At 65.3% G+C, this 18,650-nt stretch carries 14 protein-coding genes; 6 read left to right on the forward strand and 8 right to left on the reverse strand.

Going from position 1 to position 18,650, the window contains the following annotated elements; all coding sequences use genetic code 11:
* Positions 1-4 precede the first annotated feature (4 nt).
* Positions 5-3,427 (forward strand): chromosome segregation SMC family protein, encoded by a 3,423-nt coding sequence (locus tag GGR38_RS01060; RefSeq protein WP_183621860.1) that lies wholly within the window; start codon positions 5-7, stop codon positions 3,425-3,427.
* Here GGR38_RS01060 and ubiA read toward each other — a convergent pair.
* Entirely contained in the window at positions 3,424-4,335 is a 912-nt protein-coding gene (ubiA, locus tag GGR38_RS01065) for a 4-hydroxybenzoate octaprenyltransferase (protein ID WP_183621862.1), read from the reverse strand. The genes GGR38_RS01060 and ubiA overlap by 4 nt on opposite strands.
* A 48-nt stretch (positions 4,336-4,383) precedes the next feature.
* Here ubiA and GGR38_RS01070 point away from each other — a divergent pair, with 48 nt between their 5' ends.
* A complete protein-coding gene (locus GGR38_RS01070; RefSeq protein WP_183621863.1) occupies positions 4,384-5,148 on the forward strand; it encodes a 16S rRNA (uracil(1498)-N(3))-methyltransferase in 765 nt (254 codons plus the stop codon).
* Positions 5,149-5,212: 64 nt separating this feature from the next.
* A complete protein-coding gene (locus tag GGR38_RS01075) occupies positions 5,213-6,583 on the forward strand; it encodes a glutamate--cysteine ligase (protein ID WP_183621865.1) in 1,371 nt (456 codons plus the stop codon).
* Here the strand turns inward: GGR38_RS01075 and GGR38_RS01080 are convergent.
* The 5 genes from GGR38_RS01080 to GGR38_RS01100 all read right to left on the reverse strand — a co-directional run bounded on the left by GGR38_RS01080 (position 6,580) and on the right by GGR38_RS01100 (position 12,389).
* On the reverse strand, positions 6,580-7,884 hold the full coding sequence (locus tag GGR38_RS01080; protein WP_183621867.1) for a methyltransferase family protein: 1,305 nt from the start codon (positions 7,882-7,884) through the stop codon (positions 6,580-6,582). The genes GGR38_RS01075 and GGR38_RS01080 overlap by 4 nt on opposite strands.
* Before the next feature lie 44 nt (positions 7,885-7,928).
* A complete protein-coding gene (locus GGR38_RS01085) occupies positions 7,929-9,287 on the reverse strand; it encodes a PQQ-like beta-propeller repeat protein (protein WP_172342573.1) in 1,359 nt (452 codons plus the stop codon).
* A 32-nt stretch (positions 9,288-9,319) separates the two neighbouring features.
* Positions 9,320-10,252 (reverse strand): tetratricopeptide repeat protein, encoded by a 933-nt coding sequence (locus GGR38_RS01090; RefSeq protein ID WP_221226947.1) that lies wholly within the window; start codon positions 10,250-10,252, stop codon positions 9,320-9,322.
* Positions 10,253-10,392: 140 nt separating this feature from the next.
* Positions 10,393-11,535 (reverse strand): glycosyltransferase family 4 protein, encoded by a 1,143-nt coding sequence (locus GGR38_RS01095; RefSeq protein ID WP_183621869.1) that lies wholly within the window; start codon positions 11,533-11,535, stop codon positions 10,393-10,395.
* Positions 11,532-12,389, reverse strand: a complete 858-nt coding sequence (locus tag GGR38_RS01100) for an alpha/beta fold hydrolase (protein WP_183621871.1) — start codon at positions 12,387-12,389, stop codon at positions 11,532-11,534. The genes GGR38_RS01095 and GGR38_RS01100 overlap by 4 nt, the downstream gene beginning before the upstream one ends.
* An 80-nt stretch (positions 12,390-12,469) precedes the next feature.
* Between GGR38_RS01100 and GGR38_RS01105 the strand changes: the two genes are divergently transcribed.
* From GGR38_RS01105 to rarD, 3 genes are all read left to right on the forward strand, one after another.
* Positions 12,470-13,909, forward strand: a complete 1,440-nt coding sequence (locus GGR38_RS01105; RefSeq protein ID WP_183621873.1) for a protein adenylyltransferase SelO family protein — start codon at positions 12,470-12,472, stop codon at positions 13,907-13,909.
* Between the two features lie 115 nt (positions 13,910-14,024).
* Positions 14,025-15,476 carry an aldehyde dehydrogenase family protein gene (locus GGR38_RS01110; RefSeq protein WP_281379346.1) on the forward strand — a complete coding sequence of 484 codons (1,452 nt, stop codon included), beginning with the start codon at positions 14,025-14,027 and terminating at the stop codon, positions 15,474-15,476.
* A 92-nt stretch (positions 15,477-15,568) separates the two neighbouring features.
* Complete coding sequence (gene rarD / locus GGR38_RS01115) at positions 15,569-16,447, forward strand: EamA family transporter RarD (RefSeq protein WP_246404160.1); 879 nt, start codon at positions 15,569-15,571, stop codon at positions 16,445-16,447.
* 68 nt (positions 16,448-16,515) lie between these two features.
* Here the strand turns inward: rarD and clpX are convergent, their stop codons facing one another.
* Positions 16,516-17,772 carry an ATP-dependent Clp protease ATP-binding subunit ClpX gene (clpX, locus tag GGR38_RS01120; protein ID WP_168603795.1) on the reverse strand — a complete coding sequence of 419 codons (1,257 nt, stop codon included), beginning with the start codon at positions 17,770-17,772 and terminating at the stop codon, positions 16,516-16,518.
* A 127-nt stretch (positions 17,773-17,899) separates the two neighbouring features.
* The gene (gene clpP / locus GGR38_RS01125) at positions 17,900-18,565 is read right to left on the reverse strand and encodes an ATP-dependent Clp endopeptidase proteolytic subunit ClpP (RefSeq protein ID WP_183621875.1); all 666 of its coding nucleotides are present in this window, start codon (positions 18,563-18,565) and stop codon (positions 17,900-17,902) included.
* Between the last annotated feature and the right edge of the window lie 85 nt (positions 18,566-18,650).

The raw sequence follows: 18,650 nt of genomic DNA on the forward strand, positions 1-18,650 counted from the left end.
TTTCATGCGGTTTCGGCGGCTCAAACTTTCAGGCTTCAAGAGCTTTGTTGAGCCCGCCGAACTGCGCATAGAGCCGGGGCTGACCGGTGTGGTCGGCCCCAACGGCTGCGGCAAATCCAATCTGCTCGAGGCCATCCGCTGGGTGATGGGCGAGAGCAGCCCCAAGAGCTTGCGCGGCGGGGGGATGGAGGATGTGATCTTTGCGGGCACAGCCACCCGCCCGCCGCGCGATTTTGCCGAAGTGATCCTGTCCGCCCATGACAGCGCGGGCGAGGAACTGGAGGTTGTGCGCCGGATCGAGCGCGGCGCGGGTTCGGCCTATCGCATCAATGGCCGCGATGCGCGGCAAAAGGATGTGGCGCTGGTCTTTGCCGATGCGGCCACCGGCGCGCATTCGCCTGCTCTGGTCAGTCAGGGCCGGATCGCCGCCGTCATCAACGCCCGCCCCGCCGAACGCCGCGCCATGCTGGAGGAAGCGGCGGGCATCGCGGGATTGCATGTGCGCCGCCGTGATGCCGAGCAGAAGTTGCGCGCGACCGAGGCCAATCTGGCGCGGTTGGAAGACCTGATGTCGGGGCTGGAGGCAAGGATCGCCGGGCTGCGGCGTCAGGCGCGGACGGCCGAGCGTTATCGCCACCTGTCCGAACAGATCCGCGTGGCCGAGGCGCGCGTGCTGTTTGCCCGCTGGCGCGAGGCGGCGCAGGCGGCCGATCACGCCAGGGCCGAAGCGAAACAGGCCGAGGAATGCGCCACCGCCGCGCAGGCCCGCGCCGATGCCGCGCAAACCGCGCAGGCCAAAGCCGCCCAGGCCGCCATCGCCACGCGTGAGGCGCTGAGCATCGCGCGCGAGGCGGCCAGCGCCAATACCCACCGCCTTGCCACTTTGAACAGCCAGTGGGAGGCGGCGCAGGCGAAATTAACCGACCTCGACCGTCAGCAGGCAAGGCTGGAAGCCGACCGCAGCGAGGCGGATCGGCTGACGCACGATGCCGCGCAGGCCTTGCAACGGCTGCAACTCGAACTGGACGAAGCGCGCGCGCGACTGGCGCAGGCCGAGGCCGAGCGGCCCGCGATGGCGCAGGCCCTGCAGGAGGCCGACAGCAACGCCCGCGCCGCCGAAATCGCCTATGCGCAGGCCAATGCCGAGCAGGCCCGCGTCGAGGCCGAATGGCGTGTGGCCGAAGCCGAGATCGCACAGGCCCGAACCCGATGCGCCCGCGCCGAGGCCGATCTGGCGCGCAATGGCGAGGCATTGGCCGCGCTGGACCGGGCGGGCGATCCATTGGCCGATCTGGCCGCGGCCACCGCGCGGCGGGATGAGGCGGGGGCAAGGCTGACACAGGCACGGGAGAAATTGAATGCCTCGCAGGAGCGGCGCGCCGCCTTGTTGAGCCAGCGCGATGCCGCCGCCAGCGCGCTATCGGCGGCCCGCGCCGATCTGGCCGGGATCGAACGCGAGTTTCAGGCCTTGCAGCGCGACCGCGAAACCCGCGCCAAGGCGCAGAAGAACGCCGCCGGACGCCGCCTCGCGCTCGACCATGTGCGGGCCGCGCCGGGCTATGAGCGCGCGCTGGCCGCCGTGCTGGGGCGCGATGCCAAGGCGCCTTTGGGCGAGGCCGGGGCCGAGGGGCGGTTCTGGACCGGGGCCGCGCCGCCTGTGCCGGTGGCGCAAAGTCTGGCCGCGCATGTGCCGGATTGCCCGGAGGAACTGGCGGCGCGGCTGGCGCTGGTCTGGGTGGACGAGGATGACGATGGGCGTGCCCTTGCGCCCGGCGAATGGCTGGTGACGCGGGCGGGCCATGTCCGGCGCTGGGATGGCTTTGTCGCGCGGGGCGAAGGCGCGGCGGAGGCGGCACGGATGGAGGCGGACAACCGCTTCCTCGCGCTGGAGGCGCAGATCCCGCCATTGCGCGAGGCGCTGGCGCGGGCCGAGGCCGAGGCGGGCGCGGTGGCCGGGGCGTTGGCACAGGCGCAGAACGAGGCCGCCGGGTTTGAGCGCGATGTGGCCGCCGCCGTCGATGCCGAGCGCGCCGCCCTGCGCGCGATGGATGCAGCCGAGGCCGCGCGCGACCGCGCCGCCGCCCGTCGTGCCGAATTGCAGACCGCCGCGCTTGACCTGACCCAGCAGCGCGATGCGGCAAGGGGCGAGCAGGAGGCCGCGCTGGAACGCCGCTCTGCCCTGCCCGCGCCGGATACGGGACGGGCGATGCTGGAGGCGGCGCGCCTGCGGCATGAGGCAGCGCGCAGCAACCACCAATCCGCCACAGCCCTGCTGGCCACGCAGGATCAAAATATGGCCGTGGCCCGCGAGAGGGTTCATGCGCAATCGGGCGAGATCCGCAACTGGCAGAACCGGGCCAGCGATGCGGCCAAGAGGCTGGCGCAGATGGCGGGGCGGATCGAAGAAATCGCGCAGGAACGCGCCGTCCATGCCGCCAGACCGGCGGCGATCCGTGTCGAGATGGATGGGCTGGAACAAGAGCAGCAGGCGCTGAGCCAAGCCCAGATACAGGCCGAAAGCGCGATGACACAGGCCGGGCGGGAAGCCACCGAGGCCGAGCGCGAATTGGCGGGCGCGCAGGAGGCACTTCTGGCCGCGCGTGAGGCGCGCGCGGGGGCGTTGGCGCGGTCAGAGAATGAAAACGAACGCCGCGCCGAATTCAACCGCGCCTCGGGCGAGCGTTTCCAATGCCCGCCCCCGCTGCTGCCCCCGCGCTTTGGCTTTGCCGAGGCCGAGGTGGGCGCGGCCGGCGAGGAAAGCCGCGCCATGGACCGATGGGCGGCAGATCGCGAAAGGCTGGGTCCGGTCAATCTGGTCGCGGCGCAGGAACTGGCCGCAGCCGAGGAGCGGGCGGGCGAATCGATCCGCGAGAGGGCTGAACTGGCCGAGGCGGTCAACCGGCTGCGCGGCTCGATCGGCAATCTGAACCGCGAGGGACGTGAGAGGCTGCGCGCGGCGTTTGAGGCGGTGGACGGCCATTTCCGCCGCCTGTTCACCACGCTGTTTCAGGGCGGTCAGGCACATCTGGCGCTGGTCGATTCGGATGATCCGCTGGAGGCAGGACTGGAGATTTTCGCCCAGCCGCCGGGCAAGCGGCTGCAATCGCTGACTTTGCTGTCGGGCGGTGAACAGGCGTTGACGGCGGTGGCCCTGATCTTTGCGCTGTTCCTGACCAATCCCTCGCCGATTTGCGTGCTGGACGAGGTGGACGCGCCGCTGGATGATGCCAATATCGAGCGCTTCTGCGACCTGCTGGAGGCGATGACGCGCGAGACGGAAACGCGCTATCTGGTCGTCACCCACAATGCCGTGACGATGAGCCGGATGCACCGCCTGTTTGGCGTGACCATGGTGGAGCGCGGCGTGTCGCGGCTGGTCAGTGTGGATCTGAGCGCGGCCGAGCAATTGCTGGCTGAGGCAAGCTAAGCGTTTCCGACCACCAGACAGGCCAGCGCCATCAGGAACCCGGCAAACCGGTTCGACCGAAATCGCGCCAGCGCATTGCCGCCATCATCCTGTTTCAGCGTACACACCTGCCACAGGAAATGCAGCCCCACCGGCAGCAGCGCCAGCAAGGCCAGCGCATCCCCCCGCGCCATCCACAAGGCCCCCGCCCAGCAGCCCAGCGCCATCGTATAAAGCGCGCCCACGCCCGCATGCACATGCCGCCCAAAGGACAGCGCCGAGGAACCGATGCCGACCAGCGCATCGTCCTCGCGATCCTGCAGCGCATAGATAGTGTCATAGGCCATGCACCACGCCCAGCAGCCCGCATAGAGCATGCCCAGCGCGCCCAGCCCTTCGAACCCGCGCATCTCGACCCAGCCGACCGGCGCGCCCCATGTGAAGACCAGCCCCAGCCACGCCTGCGGCCAGCCGGTGATCCGCTTCATAAAGGGATAGGCCGCAACCAGCGCCAGCGAGCCCAGCGCCACCAATTGCGCCTGCCAACGCAGTTGCAGCAGCACGACAAGGCCGATCAGACACAGACCGATAAGCCATGCCCATGCCGATTTCTTGCTCACCCGCCCGCTGGCAATCGGGCGCAGGGCCGTGCGCGCCACGCGGCGGTCGATATCGACATCAACAATATCGTTGTAAACACAACCCGCCCCGCGCATCGCCACACTGCCCAGCAGGAGCCAGAGCAGCAGGCCCCAGCGCGCCGCGCCGCCGCCCAGCAACACGCCCCACGCGCAGGGCCAGAACAGCAGCCACCAGCCGATCGGCCGATCCAGCCGGGCCAGAGAGGCATAATCGCGCGCCGCGGCGGGCAGCAGCCCCATGATCCCGCGATGCTCGCTGTCGGGTACGATCTGGACGGTTTCGCTCATGCGCCATGCCATAGCGCGACGCTCCGCAATCGGCTAGAGCGCGAGCCTATGAGCGATCATCTTCCAGCTACTCCCGCTTGGCCCCCGCGCAGCGCGCCGCGCCTGTTTGTCGAAACGCCCCTCTCGCAAGGGGCACAGGTCAGCATCGACGGGCCGCAGGCGCATTATCTGGGCCGCGTTATGCGCGTGGGGCCGGGCGATGCGGTCATCCTGTGCGATGATGTGTCGGGCGAATGGGCAGCGCGCGCCATCTCGGTGGGCAAGCGCGATCTGGTGCTGGAATGCGTGGACCTGCTGCGCGGGCGTGAGGCGGTGCCCGATTTCACGCTTTGCGCAGGGCTGCTCAAAAAGGACCGCTTCGATCTGGTGTTGGAAAAGGCCTGCGAGCTGGGAGTACGCCATATTCAGCCGGTGCTGACGCGGCGCTGCGTGGCGGATAAATTGAACCTCGATCGCGCCCGCGCCACATTGATTGAGGCGGCCGAACAATGTGCGCGCACCGCCCTGCCCACGATTGCCGCGCCGATGCGTTTGGATGCTTTGCTGCGCGACTGGGAAGCGCCGCGCGCCCTGTTCTTTGCCGATGAACAGGGCGGCGCGCCCGCACTGGCCACATTTGCCGCCCATTCCGGCCCTGCCGCGCTGCTGACCGGGCCGGAGGGGGGCTTTACCGACGAGGAGCGCGCCGCCATCCGCGCCCATACATCGGCCCGTGCGATAACGCTGGGACCGCGCATTTTGCGGGGAGAAACGGCCTGTATCGCGGCCACCGCCCTGTGGATGGGCGGCATGGGTGACTGGTCGACCGACTGACAACGTAAGGTGAATAGATTTTCTCGCTGGCGCAAAGTGTTTTGGCCCACTAGGAAGTCGCGCCATGAGCACTCGCGAAGCGACCGACCAGCATGATCCCCTGATTTCCGGGCTGGATCAACTTGCCCATCCGATGCAGGAGGGCGAGAAACCGCGCGCCCAATGGCGCATCGGCACAGAGCATGAAAAGATTGTCTATCGCGGCGCGGATCGCCACGCCCCGGCCTATGACGAGGCTGGCGGTATTCGCGACCTGCTGATGGGGCTGAAGCCCTATGGCTGGAGCGAGATCATGGAGGGCGATCACGTCATCGCCCTCAAGGGCAGCGATGGCGCGGTCAGCCTTGAACCGGCAGGTCAGATCGAATTGTCGGGCGCACCGCTGGAAAATCTGCACGAAACCGACGCCGAAACCCGCCGCCATCTCGATCAGGTCAAGGCCGTGGGCGCGGCCAGCGATCTGGGCTTCCTCAGCCTTGGCCTTTACCCGGACAAGCGGCGCGACGAATTGCCGATCATGCCCAAGGGCCGCTATGACATCATGCTGCGCCATATGCCGCGCGTGGGGTCGATGGGGCTGGACATGATGCTGCGCACCTGCACCATCCAGACCAATCTGGATTACAGCAGCGAAGCCGACATGGTGCAGAAGTTCCGCGTTTCGCTGGCCCTGCAACCTTTGGCCACCGCGCTTTTCGCCAATTCGCCTTTCCTTGAAGGCAAGCCCAACGGCTACCTCTCCTATCGCAGCCACATCTGGTCGGACACCGATCCGGCGCGAACGGGCATGTTGCCCTTCGTGTTCGAGGATGGTTTCGGATACGAGCGCTATGTCGATTATATGCTTGATGTGCCGATGTATTTTGTGTTCCGCGATGGCAAATATATCGATGCTGCGGGCCAGTCCTTCCGCGACTTCCTGAATGGCCAACTGCCCGCCCTGCCCGGCGAGCGCCCGACGATTGGCGACTGGCAGGATCACCTTTCGACCGCCTTCCCCGAAGTTCGCCTCAAGAGCTTCCTCGAAATGCGCGGCGCCGATGGCGGGCCGGTCGAACGGATCGTGGCGCTGCCCGCGCTCTGGGTCGGGCTGCTTTACGATCAGGGCGCGCTGGATGCCGCATGGGATCTGGTCAAGGGCTGGAGCATGGAGGAGCGCGAGATCCTGCGTTCCGGCGTGCCCAAGCTAGCGCTGGATGCGCCGATTGCCGGGGGCCGGTTGGGCGACATCGCGGGCGAAGTGCTGGCGATTGCCCGCGCCGGTCTGAAATCACGCGCACGGTTGAACGGCGAGGGCGCGGATGAAACCCGCTATCTCGACCCGCTCGACGAAATCGTGGCCAGCGGCAAGGTGCCTGCCCAGCTCTGGCTGGACCGCTATCATGGCGAATGGGGCGGCGACCTCAGCCGCGTTTACGACGAAGCCAGCTTCTAAACTATCCGCTTGAGCAGGCGCGTGATCGGCGCGCCTGTTTCGGCCCATACCCAATATTGGCGGTATTTGGTGTCCTGCGCCAACAGATGCCGCTCCTCGGTCTTGGCCCGCCACCAATAGACCGCGCTGACCATCGCAAGAATCGCGGTATTGCGCATGCAATCTACCAGCGATCCGGTGGGGCTGAGAAAGGGCAGCGTCACCGACCACCAGAACAGGTTTTTAGACACATAGGCCGGATGGCGCGTCAGCCGATAAGGCCCATGGGTAATGACCCCGCGATAGGTCAGATTGGAAAAGCGCAGGCCGAACACCATCGTCGCCCAGCCGTAAACGCCCGTAAGCGCCACCAACCACGCTCCCCAACCCCATAGCGCCCATTCATGCCCGGCCAGCCATTGCGACCATTCCGCCGTGCCGGGGTGATAATCGAGCGGCCCATTGCCCCCCATCATGATGAAGGGCGGATAGCACACCAGCGCCGCCGCCCAGCCATCGAGATAGGGATTAGCGCTGCGAATATGCGCGTCCAAGGGGCGCAGGGTGAAGAGATAACCCGCCGTGCCGATCTGCACGTCAATCATGAAAAGCCACGTAATCAGCCAGTTGGTCAGAGCCACCGGATCGCCCAACCCGGCCCCGTCGAAATGCACCACCGCCGCAAACCCGCCCGGCAGGATCGAGAGCATAAAGGCCGTGAAAAACCCCTTCACCGCCCAGCGCCGCGCATGGAGCAGCACCTGCCCCCCATCGGCCCCATCCCGGCCCAGAACCCACGCTCCGCAATGCCACGCCCCATCGCGCGGATCGATCAGCACCCGGTCCAGCCACAAGACATAGGGCACCGAAAGCAAGGCCAGCGGCACCACGCCCAAGCCGATCAGGCGGATGCCGAACAGCCAAGGCTCCTGCCAATAAAAGCGGAACAGGCAATAGGCCGTGCCGATCACCGCCCATGTCGCCCACAGGCCCACCAGCTTGACCGCGCTGATGCCCAGCACATCGCGCAAGGGGCGAGGATGAGTCCAGTCGATGCCGGTCGAGACCCGCCGATGCACGTTATCCACCAGCACCGACCACAGGGCCATCGCGCCCGAGGTCAGCGCCAGCGCCATCACCGCCGCATAGGGCCCGGCCAAAGGCTCGCGCGGCCCGCCCAGATCAAGCGCGGCAGCCACCATCGGCCATGACCGGCAAACCATCACCCAGGCCACCAACACGGCCAACCCCACCAGCCCGACTCCGGCGGAAACATCGCTTTGCGGTCTGGCCACAACAGAAGGGCTGGCGGAACAATCCATTCCGCCAGCCCTAACAGCCACTGGTTAAGAGTGCGGAAACGTTCTTACTTCAACGCGGTAATCCGGCCGGAATCGTCCAGCAGATAAAGGATGCCGTTGGCCACGATCGGAGCCAGCGTGATCGGCGCCTTGACCTCGGTATAGAACTTGGAAACGCCGTCCATCGCGCTCACCACATGGACCTCGCCCCGGCTGTTGGCTACCCATAGGCGGTCGCCCGCCAGCACCGGGCCGGTCCAGAAGATCGGGCCTTCCTTCTTCTTGGGCTTGGTCCAGCGGTTGAGCTGGGCCACCCAGCGCACCTTGCCGCTGGCCTTGGAAATGCACAGCAGCTTGGCTTCGTCGGTCAGCGTAAAGATCCAGTCGCCCGCAATCGCCGGGGTGGAAATGCCCGCCAGATTCAGCTCCCACAGGCGCTGACCGGTCACGAGTTCATAGGCCGCCATACGCCCGCCCTGACCCAGCGCATAGATGCGGCCACGGTCGATGATCGGATCGGCGTCAATATCGGTCAACACGCCCACCGAGGTGGAGAGCGACGTGCGCGAAAGCGCGTCATTCCACAAGGTCCGGCCATTTTCATAGCGATAGGCGATCAGTTCCCCGGTCGAAAAACCGGCGACCACCGAACCCTGACCCGCCGCCGGCGCAGCGACGCCAAACACGCCCGTCGCGCCCAGCGAAGCCGCTTCCTGCCACAGGCCGGTGCCGTCCTCGATCTTGAGCGCGTGGATCTCGTTATTCTGCGTCATCACATAGACCGCGCCAAAGGCCACCGTAGGCGATCCGCGCAGCGGGCCTGCGGGGCGTACCTTCCATGCGATCTTGCCGGTCTTGGCATCCAGCGCGGCAACATCGCCTACGCCCGTCGTCACATAGACGCGGCCCGAATCATACGAAGCGCCGCCGCCGAACACCGCCTCGCCCGCGCCGCCCGTAACCTGCAGCGTCTGGGTCCATTGCGGAGCGCCCGTGGCAGCATCAAAGGCGTGCAGCACGCCATCGGTGTCGAACACAAACATCGAGCCGCCGCCGATCACCGGCGAAGCGCCCAGACGGCGCCGCTCGTTCGAGCCGGCCACGCGCACTTCCCAGATCGGCTTGGGGCTCTCGCCCAGCGTCAGGTTGCCGTAGCTCTTCGAAGCCGAACCGCCCGGCTGCGCCCATTCGGTATTGGGCTGGGCCAGAGGCAGCACGACCGCCATCGTGGCAATGTCCATATCCGCCTGCGCCGAGGATTCGACGCGGCTCAGGATCGGTTCGCGCTTGCCGGTGGTGGGCGTGGTCGGCTTGGGCTTGCGGCCCAGCTTGGGCCCGCCGCCGCAGGCCGACAGCGCGGCGATCAGCGCCACCGACAGCAGCGCACGGCCCGGATTACGACGGAAGGAGGCAAGAGACTTCATGAGGCAGGTCCTTAAGGTCCGTCAGGAATGGATCAGGGCTGAGTGGGGGCGGGAGCCGCAGGCGTCGCGGCGCCGGGCTTGCCCACCATCAGGGGGATTTCGGGCGTGGCCGCCTTGGGCTTTGCCGCCTTGGCGGGCGCAGGGGCCGCGACCGGTGCAGGAGCGGGGGCGGCCTCAACCGGCGCGGCGGCCGCAGGAGCGGCGCCCGGCTGGGGCGTGTTCAACTCAATCGGGCGGGCGACATCGTCCACCGCGTCAAAGCCCAACTGGCTGGCAACCTGGCGCACGCGGGCGCGCAGAGATTCGGGCTGGTCCTTGTCCTTGGCAATCGCGCCGAACAGCGGCGAGGCCAGCTCCTTCTTGCCCTGCTTCAGATAGGCCATGCCCAGCAATTCGCCCGCCGCGCCAAACCACGGCGCGCCCGGCGCGGCCAGAGGCTTGAGCTTGGCGACTATTTCATCGGGCTTCATCTGGTCATAGTTCAGCGAAACCTGACGCAGCGTGGCGAAATCACGATAGGTCTGCGGGGCATTGGCGTCGGCGGCCACGGCGGCATAGCGCGTGGCGGCATCCTGCACCTTGCCCTGCTTGGCCAGCAGGCCCGCCTCGACCAGCCGCGCCACTACGGCCGAGCCGGAATCGCTGCCTGCGGCCAGACCATCGAGTGTCTTGTTGGCCAGATCCGGGCGGCTCGCCTCGATCTGGTCCAGCGCGATGGTCAGTTGCTCGCCGCGCGTGGCAGCCTGCTGATCCTGATAATGGCCCCACCACAGATAACCGCCCAGCGCCGCCAGCCCCAGCACCAGCCCGGCGCCGACCGACTTGCCATAGCGGCGGACCGCAGACATCATCTGATCCTCGCGCAGCGCGTCATCCACCTCGCGCAGGAAGGCATCGCCCTGCTGGGCCTGTTGTGCGGCCAACTGCTGGGCGCGGGTCTGAGGAGGAGTAGGACGCAGGGCCAAGGGACTTCACTTCCTGATCATCGATGCGGGCGAAAAAGTCACACCGCGTGTAAAAAAACGAAACTGCCGTTTAGCGGATGGGCCGGGCTTTTCAACGCCAATGAGACAATCGGCGAGACGGTCCGGCAACAGATCGGCAATTAAGGGAAACTATTGCGTCCCATAGCCCCGGCGTAAAGCGCGCGGTAACGATCGACCATGGTCTTTTCGTCATATTCCGCGATGGCCAGCGCGCGATTCGCCTCGCCCACCGCGCGGCGCAGATCCGCGTTCCCCGCCAGATGCGCCAGATGGGCTACGAAACCGGCCTCATCGCCCGAGGGCGCAATAAAGGCACGGTTTTGCGCCGAGAGCATAGGCACAACATCGCCCACATCCGGGCTGACCACGGCCAGCCCCGCCGCCATGGCCTCGACCACGCTGATCGGAAACTGCTCGCTGTCAGAAGAAAGCGCGAAAAGGTCGAACAGACCCACCACCTTGGCCGGATCGCCGACATGACCGGGCAGATGGACGCGATGCGCAATATCGAGGCGCAGAGCCTCCTCGCGGATCGCCTCGCGCTCCGGCCCATCCCCCGCGATCACCAACTGCCACGGTTCCGGCAGGCCCGCAAAGGCACGCACCAGACGCGGCAGGTTCTTCACCGGACGCAGCCCCGCCAGCGTGCCCAGCCACAATTCGCCCTTGCGCTTGATCACGCGGGGCAGGGCATCCGGCCGGGGCTGCGCCGCATAGGCCGCCGTCCGTATGCCGTTGGGGATGCGGTGGACCTTGCCCTCTGGCTGTTGCCACACGCCGCGCGCGATACCCTCCAGCCTTTGCGAACAGACAACCAGAGCGCTGGCCCGGCCCAGCGCGATCCGACGATACCAGTTGCGGCTGGACTTCAGGCTGACCACCTCGTCCTGATTGAACCCGTCCTCATGGTGAACCAAGGGCGGCAGGCGCAGGATCTGGGCAAACAGAGTGTGGGCCAGCACAGCATCCATCGCGCCGAAATTATAGGTCAGCACAAGGTCATAATCCGACATCGCGCTGGCCAGAGCGATCAGGCGTTTGGGGCTGGGCTTGCCCTGAAGCGAGGGAAAATCGGTGCCTGCCTGCCAGCGGATGCCGGGCATGATGCGGCGCGCGGCCTCCATCGCATCGGGCATGGCCGAAACGATCGTGTGGGCCGCCCCCGCGCCAAAAGCGTTGATAAGCTGGACGCAGCGCAATTCCTTGCCGCCGGGGTTAAAGCTGGAATGGAGATGCAGGATACGCAAGGGATTCGAACTCATACCACCCGTTCCAAAAGGCGCTCGATAGCCTTGACCGCCCCGGCCTCATCCAGTGTCGGCGCATGGCCGATCCGGGGAATGCTGACCGCGACGGCATCGGGAATGCGCCGCGCCATTTCGCCCAGCGTTTCGGTGGAGAGCAGATCCGACAATTCCCCGCGCAGCAGCAGCAAGGGCCGCCCCGCCAGCGCCATATAGCCGGGCCACAGATCGACCCCCGCCTCGCCGCCGGGGCGCTCGAAAGGCTCAGCGATCTTCATGTCGTAATCATAGACGATACGGCCGTTCTGTCCCACGGTCATCACCCGCTTGGCCATGGCCAGCCATTGATGCACATCGTAATCGGGGAAGGAAGCGCTCTGCTCCTCCTCCAGCGCGCGGGCGGCATGCATCCATGTGGGAAAACTGCGCCCCTGCCCCACATAATCGCGGATGCGGGCAAGGCCGGATGGCTCGATCACCGGGCCGATGTCGTTCAGAACCGCCCCTGCAATCCGTTTCGCGTCGATCATCGCCAACAGCATCGCCATCAGCCCGCCCAGCGAGGTGCCGACCACGACAAAGCGCTCAATCCGCAATTCATCGAAGAGCGCGTTGATGTCCTGAACATATTGCAGCGGATTATAAGTGGCGGAATTTTTGGCATATTGCGAATCGCCGCGCCCGCGCATGTCCGGGCAGATCACCCGCCATTGCCCCGCGATGCGCCCCGCCAGCCCTTCAAAATCGCGCGCATTGCGCGTCAGGCCCGGCAGACAGACCACCACCGGGCGATCCTCGGGTCCGGCGTAATCTCGATAGTGCAAACGCAGCCCATCCGGGCTTTGCCAGAATTGATCGGTAAAACTGTTCATGGCCTTGCGGGCGCTTCCTTATCGCAATTTTGCGCAGGCATGGCTTGCGCCCCGCCGCTTGTGCGCCCACTTATTGCCCCATGCGCCATGAACCGCAAGCGAATGCCTACGCCCCCGATCCGCAAATCCTCAGTCTGGCCTCATGGCTGGGCGATCCGGTTGCGCCCGTTGACTTTCCCGAGGCGCGTCTGCGCTGGCGCAACGACCGCTGGGCGCGGGGCGTGGGGCTCGATGGGCTGGACGATGCGGGATGGGTTGCCCATTTCGGACGGTTCGCGCCTTTGGAAGGCAATTTGCCCCAGCCTCTGGCGCTGCGCTATCATGGCCACCAGTTTGGCGTGTATAATCCGGAACTTGGCGATGGGCGCGGGTTTCTGTTCGCCCAGTTGCGTGATGACGCCGGACGCCTGATCGATCTGGGCACCAAGGGTTCAGGGCAGACGCCATGGAGCCGTCAGGGCGATGGCCGTCTGACGCTGAAAGGTGCGGTGCGCGAGATTTTGGCGACCGAGATGCTGGAGGCTTTGGGCGCGAATACCTCCAAGACGTTCAGCGTGGTGGAAACCGGCGAGGCGCTGTGGCGCGGCGATGAACCCTCGCCCACACGCTCGGCGGTGTTGGTACGGATGAGCCATGGCCATATCCGCATCGGCACGTTCCAACGCCTGCTGGTGCTGGAGGAGGCCGAGCATATGGCCGAACTGGTCGATTATGCGCTGGCGCAATTCCCCGGCCCGCTGCCGCCCGCCGATGCGCCGGGCCGCGATCAACCCGCGATCATCCTGCTGCATCAGGTGGTCGAGCGGCTTGCCGATATGGCCGCTTCCTATGTCGCCTCGGGCTTTGTCCATGGCGTGCTGAACACCGACAATATGAACATTTCGGGCGAAAGTTTCGACTATGGCCCGTGGCGATGGCTGCCGCGCTGGGATGCCGATTTTACCGCTGCCTATTTCGACCATGCGGGCCGCTATCGCTTTGGCAAACAGGCCGAGGCGATCAAGTGGAATTGCGGACAGTTGGCGGTGTCGCTGCGCCTGCTGGCGGAGGATACCGCGCCGCTGATCGCCGCGCTTGATCGGTTTGACGGCTTGTATCAGGCGGCGCTGGCGCGGCGGGTGCTGTGGCGGATCGGGCTGCAACCGCTGGGCGATGAACAGGACGGCGCGCTGCTGGCGGCGGCGGGCGCGCATATGCGCGAAGAGCAGATGTCGCCCGATGCTTTCTTCCACCTGTTCCGCGGTGCGCCGGACGAGGCCGTGTCGCTGCTGCGCGAAGGGTCGCCGCTGCGCGGGGTGCTGGGCGATTATACGCCCGTTGCCGACGCCCGTGCGCATCCCGCATGGCAGGCCCCCGCCCCTGACAACCACATCGAAACCGTCGAGGCCCTCTGGCTCGCCATCGACCGCGATGATGACTGGGGCCCGCTCCATCGCCACATCGTGGCCATACGGGCGCTGGGCGATGCGTTGGGCGAACCACCCATCCCTGCAGGACATGTTTCCGCATCAATGACTTAAGCGACAGCGGAGCCGATAGACGGAAGGGGGCATTAAGAATTTGCCAACCTAGATTGGTTTAGACTTGGCAATCGTGGCGCCCCAACGCCGCCTGCCCCCTTTCGGATAAGCCATCTTGTCAGCCATCGCCCTTGCCAACTTGCCCGATGACACACCCGATCCCGTGACCTCGCGCGATCCGGCCACCGGCGCGGTGCTGATGCAGACCTATCCCACCGATCTGGAAGCCCAGATCGCCACCGCGCGGATCGCCTATACCGGCTGGGCCTGTCAGCCGCTGTCGGCGCGGGTCGATGCGGTGCGCCGCCTGACCGGTGCGCTGCGCCAGCGGTCGCAGGAATTTGCCGAGGCCATTGCGCGCGACACCGGTCGGCCGATGTGGGATTGCTTTGCCGAGGTCGAGGCCGCGCTGGCCCGCGTCGATGGCTGCGTGCGCGCCTATGCCGACCGCTGCGCCCACCGGCGGCATGAAGGCGGGGCCAATGGCGCAGTGGCCGTGCGGCACAAGCCGATGGGCGTGCTGGCCGTCATCACCACTTTCTGTCAGCCGATGCTGACCCCGCTCTCGCATATCGCTCCGGCGATTCTGGCCGGCAATGCGGTTATCTTCAAACCCTCCAGCCGTGCCTTGCCCACTGCTTTGCTGATCGAGGATTGCATCAAGCGCGCCGGGCTTGCCGCCAATATCGTCCAGATCGCCGTGGCGCAGGGCGAGGCCGCGATGGATCTGGCGGCGCATGATGGCGTCGATGGCGTGTTCTTTTCCGGCTCGACTCAGGTGGGGCAAAATCTGGCGCGGCGGATTGCCGGTCGCCCGGGCAAGCTGCTCTCGCTGGAGATGGGCGGCAACAATGCCATCGTCGTCTGGGATACGCCCCAGATCGAGGATGCCGCGATGCTGGTTGTACAATCGGCCTTCACCGCCTCGGGCCAGCGGGCCACCTGCGCGCGCCGCCTGATCGTGCGCGAGACGATGGCCGAACCTCTGCTGGCAGCGGTCAAGCGTCTGGCCGACCGGATCGTCTGCGGCGCGCCCAACGACGAAACCACGCCCTTTATGGGGCCGCTCATCGACAATCGCGTGGCCGATGGGCTGGTGCAGAGCTTCATCTGGCTGATGTCGCGCGGGGGGCGGCCAATCAAGCATATGGCCCGCCTCGATCCCCAGCACCCCTTTATCAGCCCGGCGATCATCGATGTTACCGACATGCGCGAGCGGCCCGATGTCGAATTGTTCGGTCCACTGCTGCAGGTCATCCGCGTGCCCGATTTCGACGCGGCGATCACCCAGGCCAATGCCACGCGCTATGGGCTGGTCTCGGCGCTGATCGGGGGGACGCAGGAGGAATATAACCGCTTCTGGGCCAATGTGCGCACGGGCCTGACCCATTGGAACCGGGCGACAATCACCGAATTGCCCGGCGTGCCATCGGGCGGCGTGGGCCTGTCGGGCAATTTTCGCCCCGGCGGTTATTACGAGGCCGATTCCTGCGCCTATCCGGTCAGCTCGGCCGAAATGAGCCACCCGCGCGCGATGATCGGCACCGGCTTTGCCCCCGAAATCTAAGACCGAAATCTGACATTTGTCTGATTTGATCACCGATTTTGGGATGCGTTGATCCTTTACTTGCGCCATGGAGCAGGGCGAAAGGATTGAACATGACGCAGCCCGAGACCCGTAACGATGGCATGCCCTATGCGATTGCCGCCTATCTGATCTGGGGGATGCTGCCGCTTTATCTGCGACAGGTGCATGATGTGCCGCCGTTCGAATTCGTGGGCTGGCGCACCCTGTTTACCCTGCCCGCCTGCGCGCTGGCGATCATCGTTCTGCGTCAGGGGGCGGCCTTGCGCGCCGCGCTGAGCGATGGGCGCAAAGTGATGGCGCTGACGGCTTCGGCGCTGCTGATCGGGGCCAACTGGACCACCTATGTGGTCATGATCCAGCAAGGGCATATCTTTGCCGCCAGCCTTGGCTATTACATCAACCCGCTGATGAATGTCGTGCTGGGCACGTTCCTGCTGGGCGAGAAGTTGAACCGGGCGCAATGGGTGGCGGTGGCGCTGGCGGCGGTGGGCGTGGTTATTCTGGCCTCGGGCGCGCCCGAAACGCTGGGGTGGAGCCTTGCGCTGGCGGCGACTTTCTCGGGCTATGGCCTGGTGCGGAAAAAGGCGCCGGTGGCCGCGCTGCCCGGCCTGTCGATCGAGGCGGGGATTCTGACCCTGCCCGCCGTGGCGATGATCGCGCTGGGCCATGGGCCTTTGGGCATCACGCTGGGTCAGGGACAGCCTGCGCATGACGCACTGGTGGCCATGTCGGGAGTGGTCACGGCGGTGCCGCTGGTGCTGTTTGCCATGGCGGCGCAGAGGATGAATTATTCAATCCTCGGCTTCGTCCAGTTCCTCGCCCCCACGCTGGTGTTCTTTCAGGGCCTGCTGCTGTTTCAAGAACCGCTGCAATCGGCGCAACTGGCCAGTTTCGTGCTGATCTGGGTCGCGCTGGCGGTGTTCAGTTGGGATATGTGGCGGCGGCGGTAAGGGGTAAACAAAAGGGGCGGCGGCCATATCGGCCCCGCCCCTCTTCTTTATCGTCGGTCAGCCTGAGATCAGGCCGCCTCTTCCTTGCCCTTCAGGACGCGGACAGGTTCCTTGCGGCCTTCGACCACATCCTTGTCCACCACCACTTCGGCAATGTCATTCTCGGTCGGCAGGTCGAACATCGTGTCGAGCAGCAGCCCTTCGACGATCGAACGCAGGCCCCGCGCGCCGGTCTTACGCTCGATGGCCTTCTTGGCGATGGCTTCGAGAGCATCGTCGGTGAAGGTCAGCTTCACGTTCTCCAGATCGAACAGCTTGGCATATTGCTTGATCAGCGCATTCTTCGGCTCGCGCAGGATCTGCACCAGCGCGGGAATGTCGAGATCGTTGAGCGTAGCGATCACCGGCAGACGGCCGATGAATTCGGGGATCAGACCGAACTTCTGCAGATCTTCCGGCTCAGCCTTCTGAAGCAGTTCGCCCACCTTGCGCTTTTCCGGATCGGCGACATGCGCGCCAAACCCGATCGAACGCTTTTGCAGACGGTCAGCAATGATCTTTTCCAGACCAGCAAAGGCGCCGCCACAGATGAACAGGATGTTCGTCGTGTCCACCTGCAGGAATTCCTGCTGGGGATGCTTGCGCCCACCCTGAGGCGGAACGGAGGCGGTGGTGCCTTCCATCAGCTTGAGCAGAGCCTGCTGAACACCCTCGCCCGACACGTCGCGCGTGATCGAGGGGTTTTCGGCCTTGCGGCTGATCTTGTCGATTTCGTCGATATAGACGATGCCCTGCTGCGCCTTTTCGACATTATAGTCGCTAGCCTGCAGCAGCTTGAGAATGATGTTCTCCACGTCTTCGCCCACATAACCGGCTTCGGTCAGCGTCGTGGCGTCGGCCATGGTGAAAGGCACGTCGAACGTCTTGGCCAGCGTCTGGGCCAGCAGCGTCTTGCCAGAACCGGTGGGGCCCACCAACAGGATGTTCGACTTGGACAGCTCAACATCGCCGCCCTTGCCGCTGTGCTTCAGACGCTTGTAATGGTTATGCACCGCCACCGACAGCACGCGCTTGGCACGGTCCTGGCCGATCACATAATCGTTGAGCGTCTCGAAAATCTCGCGCGGGCTGACCACGCCGCCATCGCGCTTGCCTGCGATGCCGCCCTTGGTTTCCTCGCGGATGATATCATTGCACAGTTCGACGCACTCATCGCAGATGAACACGGTCGGGCCCGCGATCAGCTTGCGCACCTCATGCTGGCTCTTGCCACAAAAGCTGCAGTACAGGGTGCTCTTGGCGTCGGATCCGCTCAGTTTCGTCATGCTTTTTCCCAAATGGCCCGCGTGGAGCCTGACAACAATGCCAACCTAGCCACGCGAGCGCCAAATTCAATACCCCCGATGGGCACCATCCCAAGCTGAAACAGTGTCACCATCGCGGGTTTCATCATCAGGCCGTTGCGCCATCCGCATCGGGGCGACGCTCAAACACCTTGTCAATCAAACCAAACTTGAGCGCTTCATCAGCCTCAAGGAAGGTATCGCGATCCATGGCGGCCTCGATCTCTTCAAGGCTCTTACCCGTGAACTTCACGTAAAGATTGTTCATCCGGGCGCGGATGCGCAGGATTTCGCGGGCCTGAATCTCGATATCCGATGCCATGCCCTGCGCGCCGCCGCTGGGCTGGTGGATCATGATGCGCGCGTTGGGCAGAGCGATTCGCTGCCCCGGTTCGCCTGCAGCCAGCAGGAAGCTGCCCATCGAGCAGGCCTGACCGATGCACACGGTCGAGACCTTGGGCTTGATATACTGCATCGTGTCATAGATCGACAGGCCCGCCGTCACCACGCCGCCGGGCGAGTTGATATACATGCTGATGTCCTTGCTCGGGTTTTCCGATTCGAGGAACAAAAGCTGGGCCACGATCACGCTGGCCATGTGATCTTCGATCTGGCCGGTGACGAAAATGATGCGCTCGCGCAGCAGGCGCGAATAGATGTCAAAGCTGCGCTCGCCCCGGCTGGATTGCTCCACCACCACCGGGATCAACGCGCCGGTCACGGGATCAACACTGAATTTGCCCTGAGCATCGTTGCGTCCGAACAGATCGATCATGAAATTTCCTCTTTGTCTGCCACGCCTATGTCGCGTCTCGCGCCGCAATGTTCAAGTGGCTTAACCCCACCCTGAACGATCAGGG

It is taken from the genome of Novosphingobium sediminicola, assembly GCF_014196525.1.
GTDB classification, from domain to species: Bacteria; Pseudomonadota; Alphaproteobacteria; order Sphingomonadales; family Sphingomonadaceae; genus Novosphingobium; species Novosphingobium sediminicola.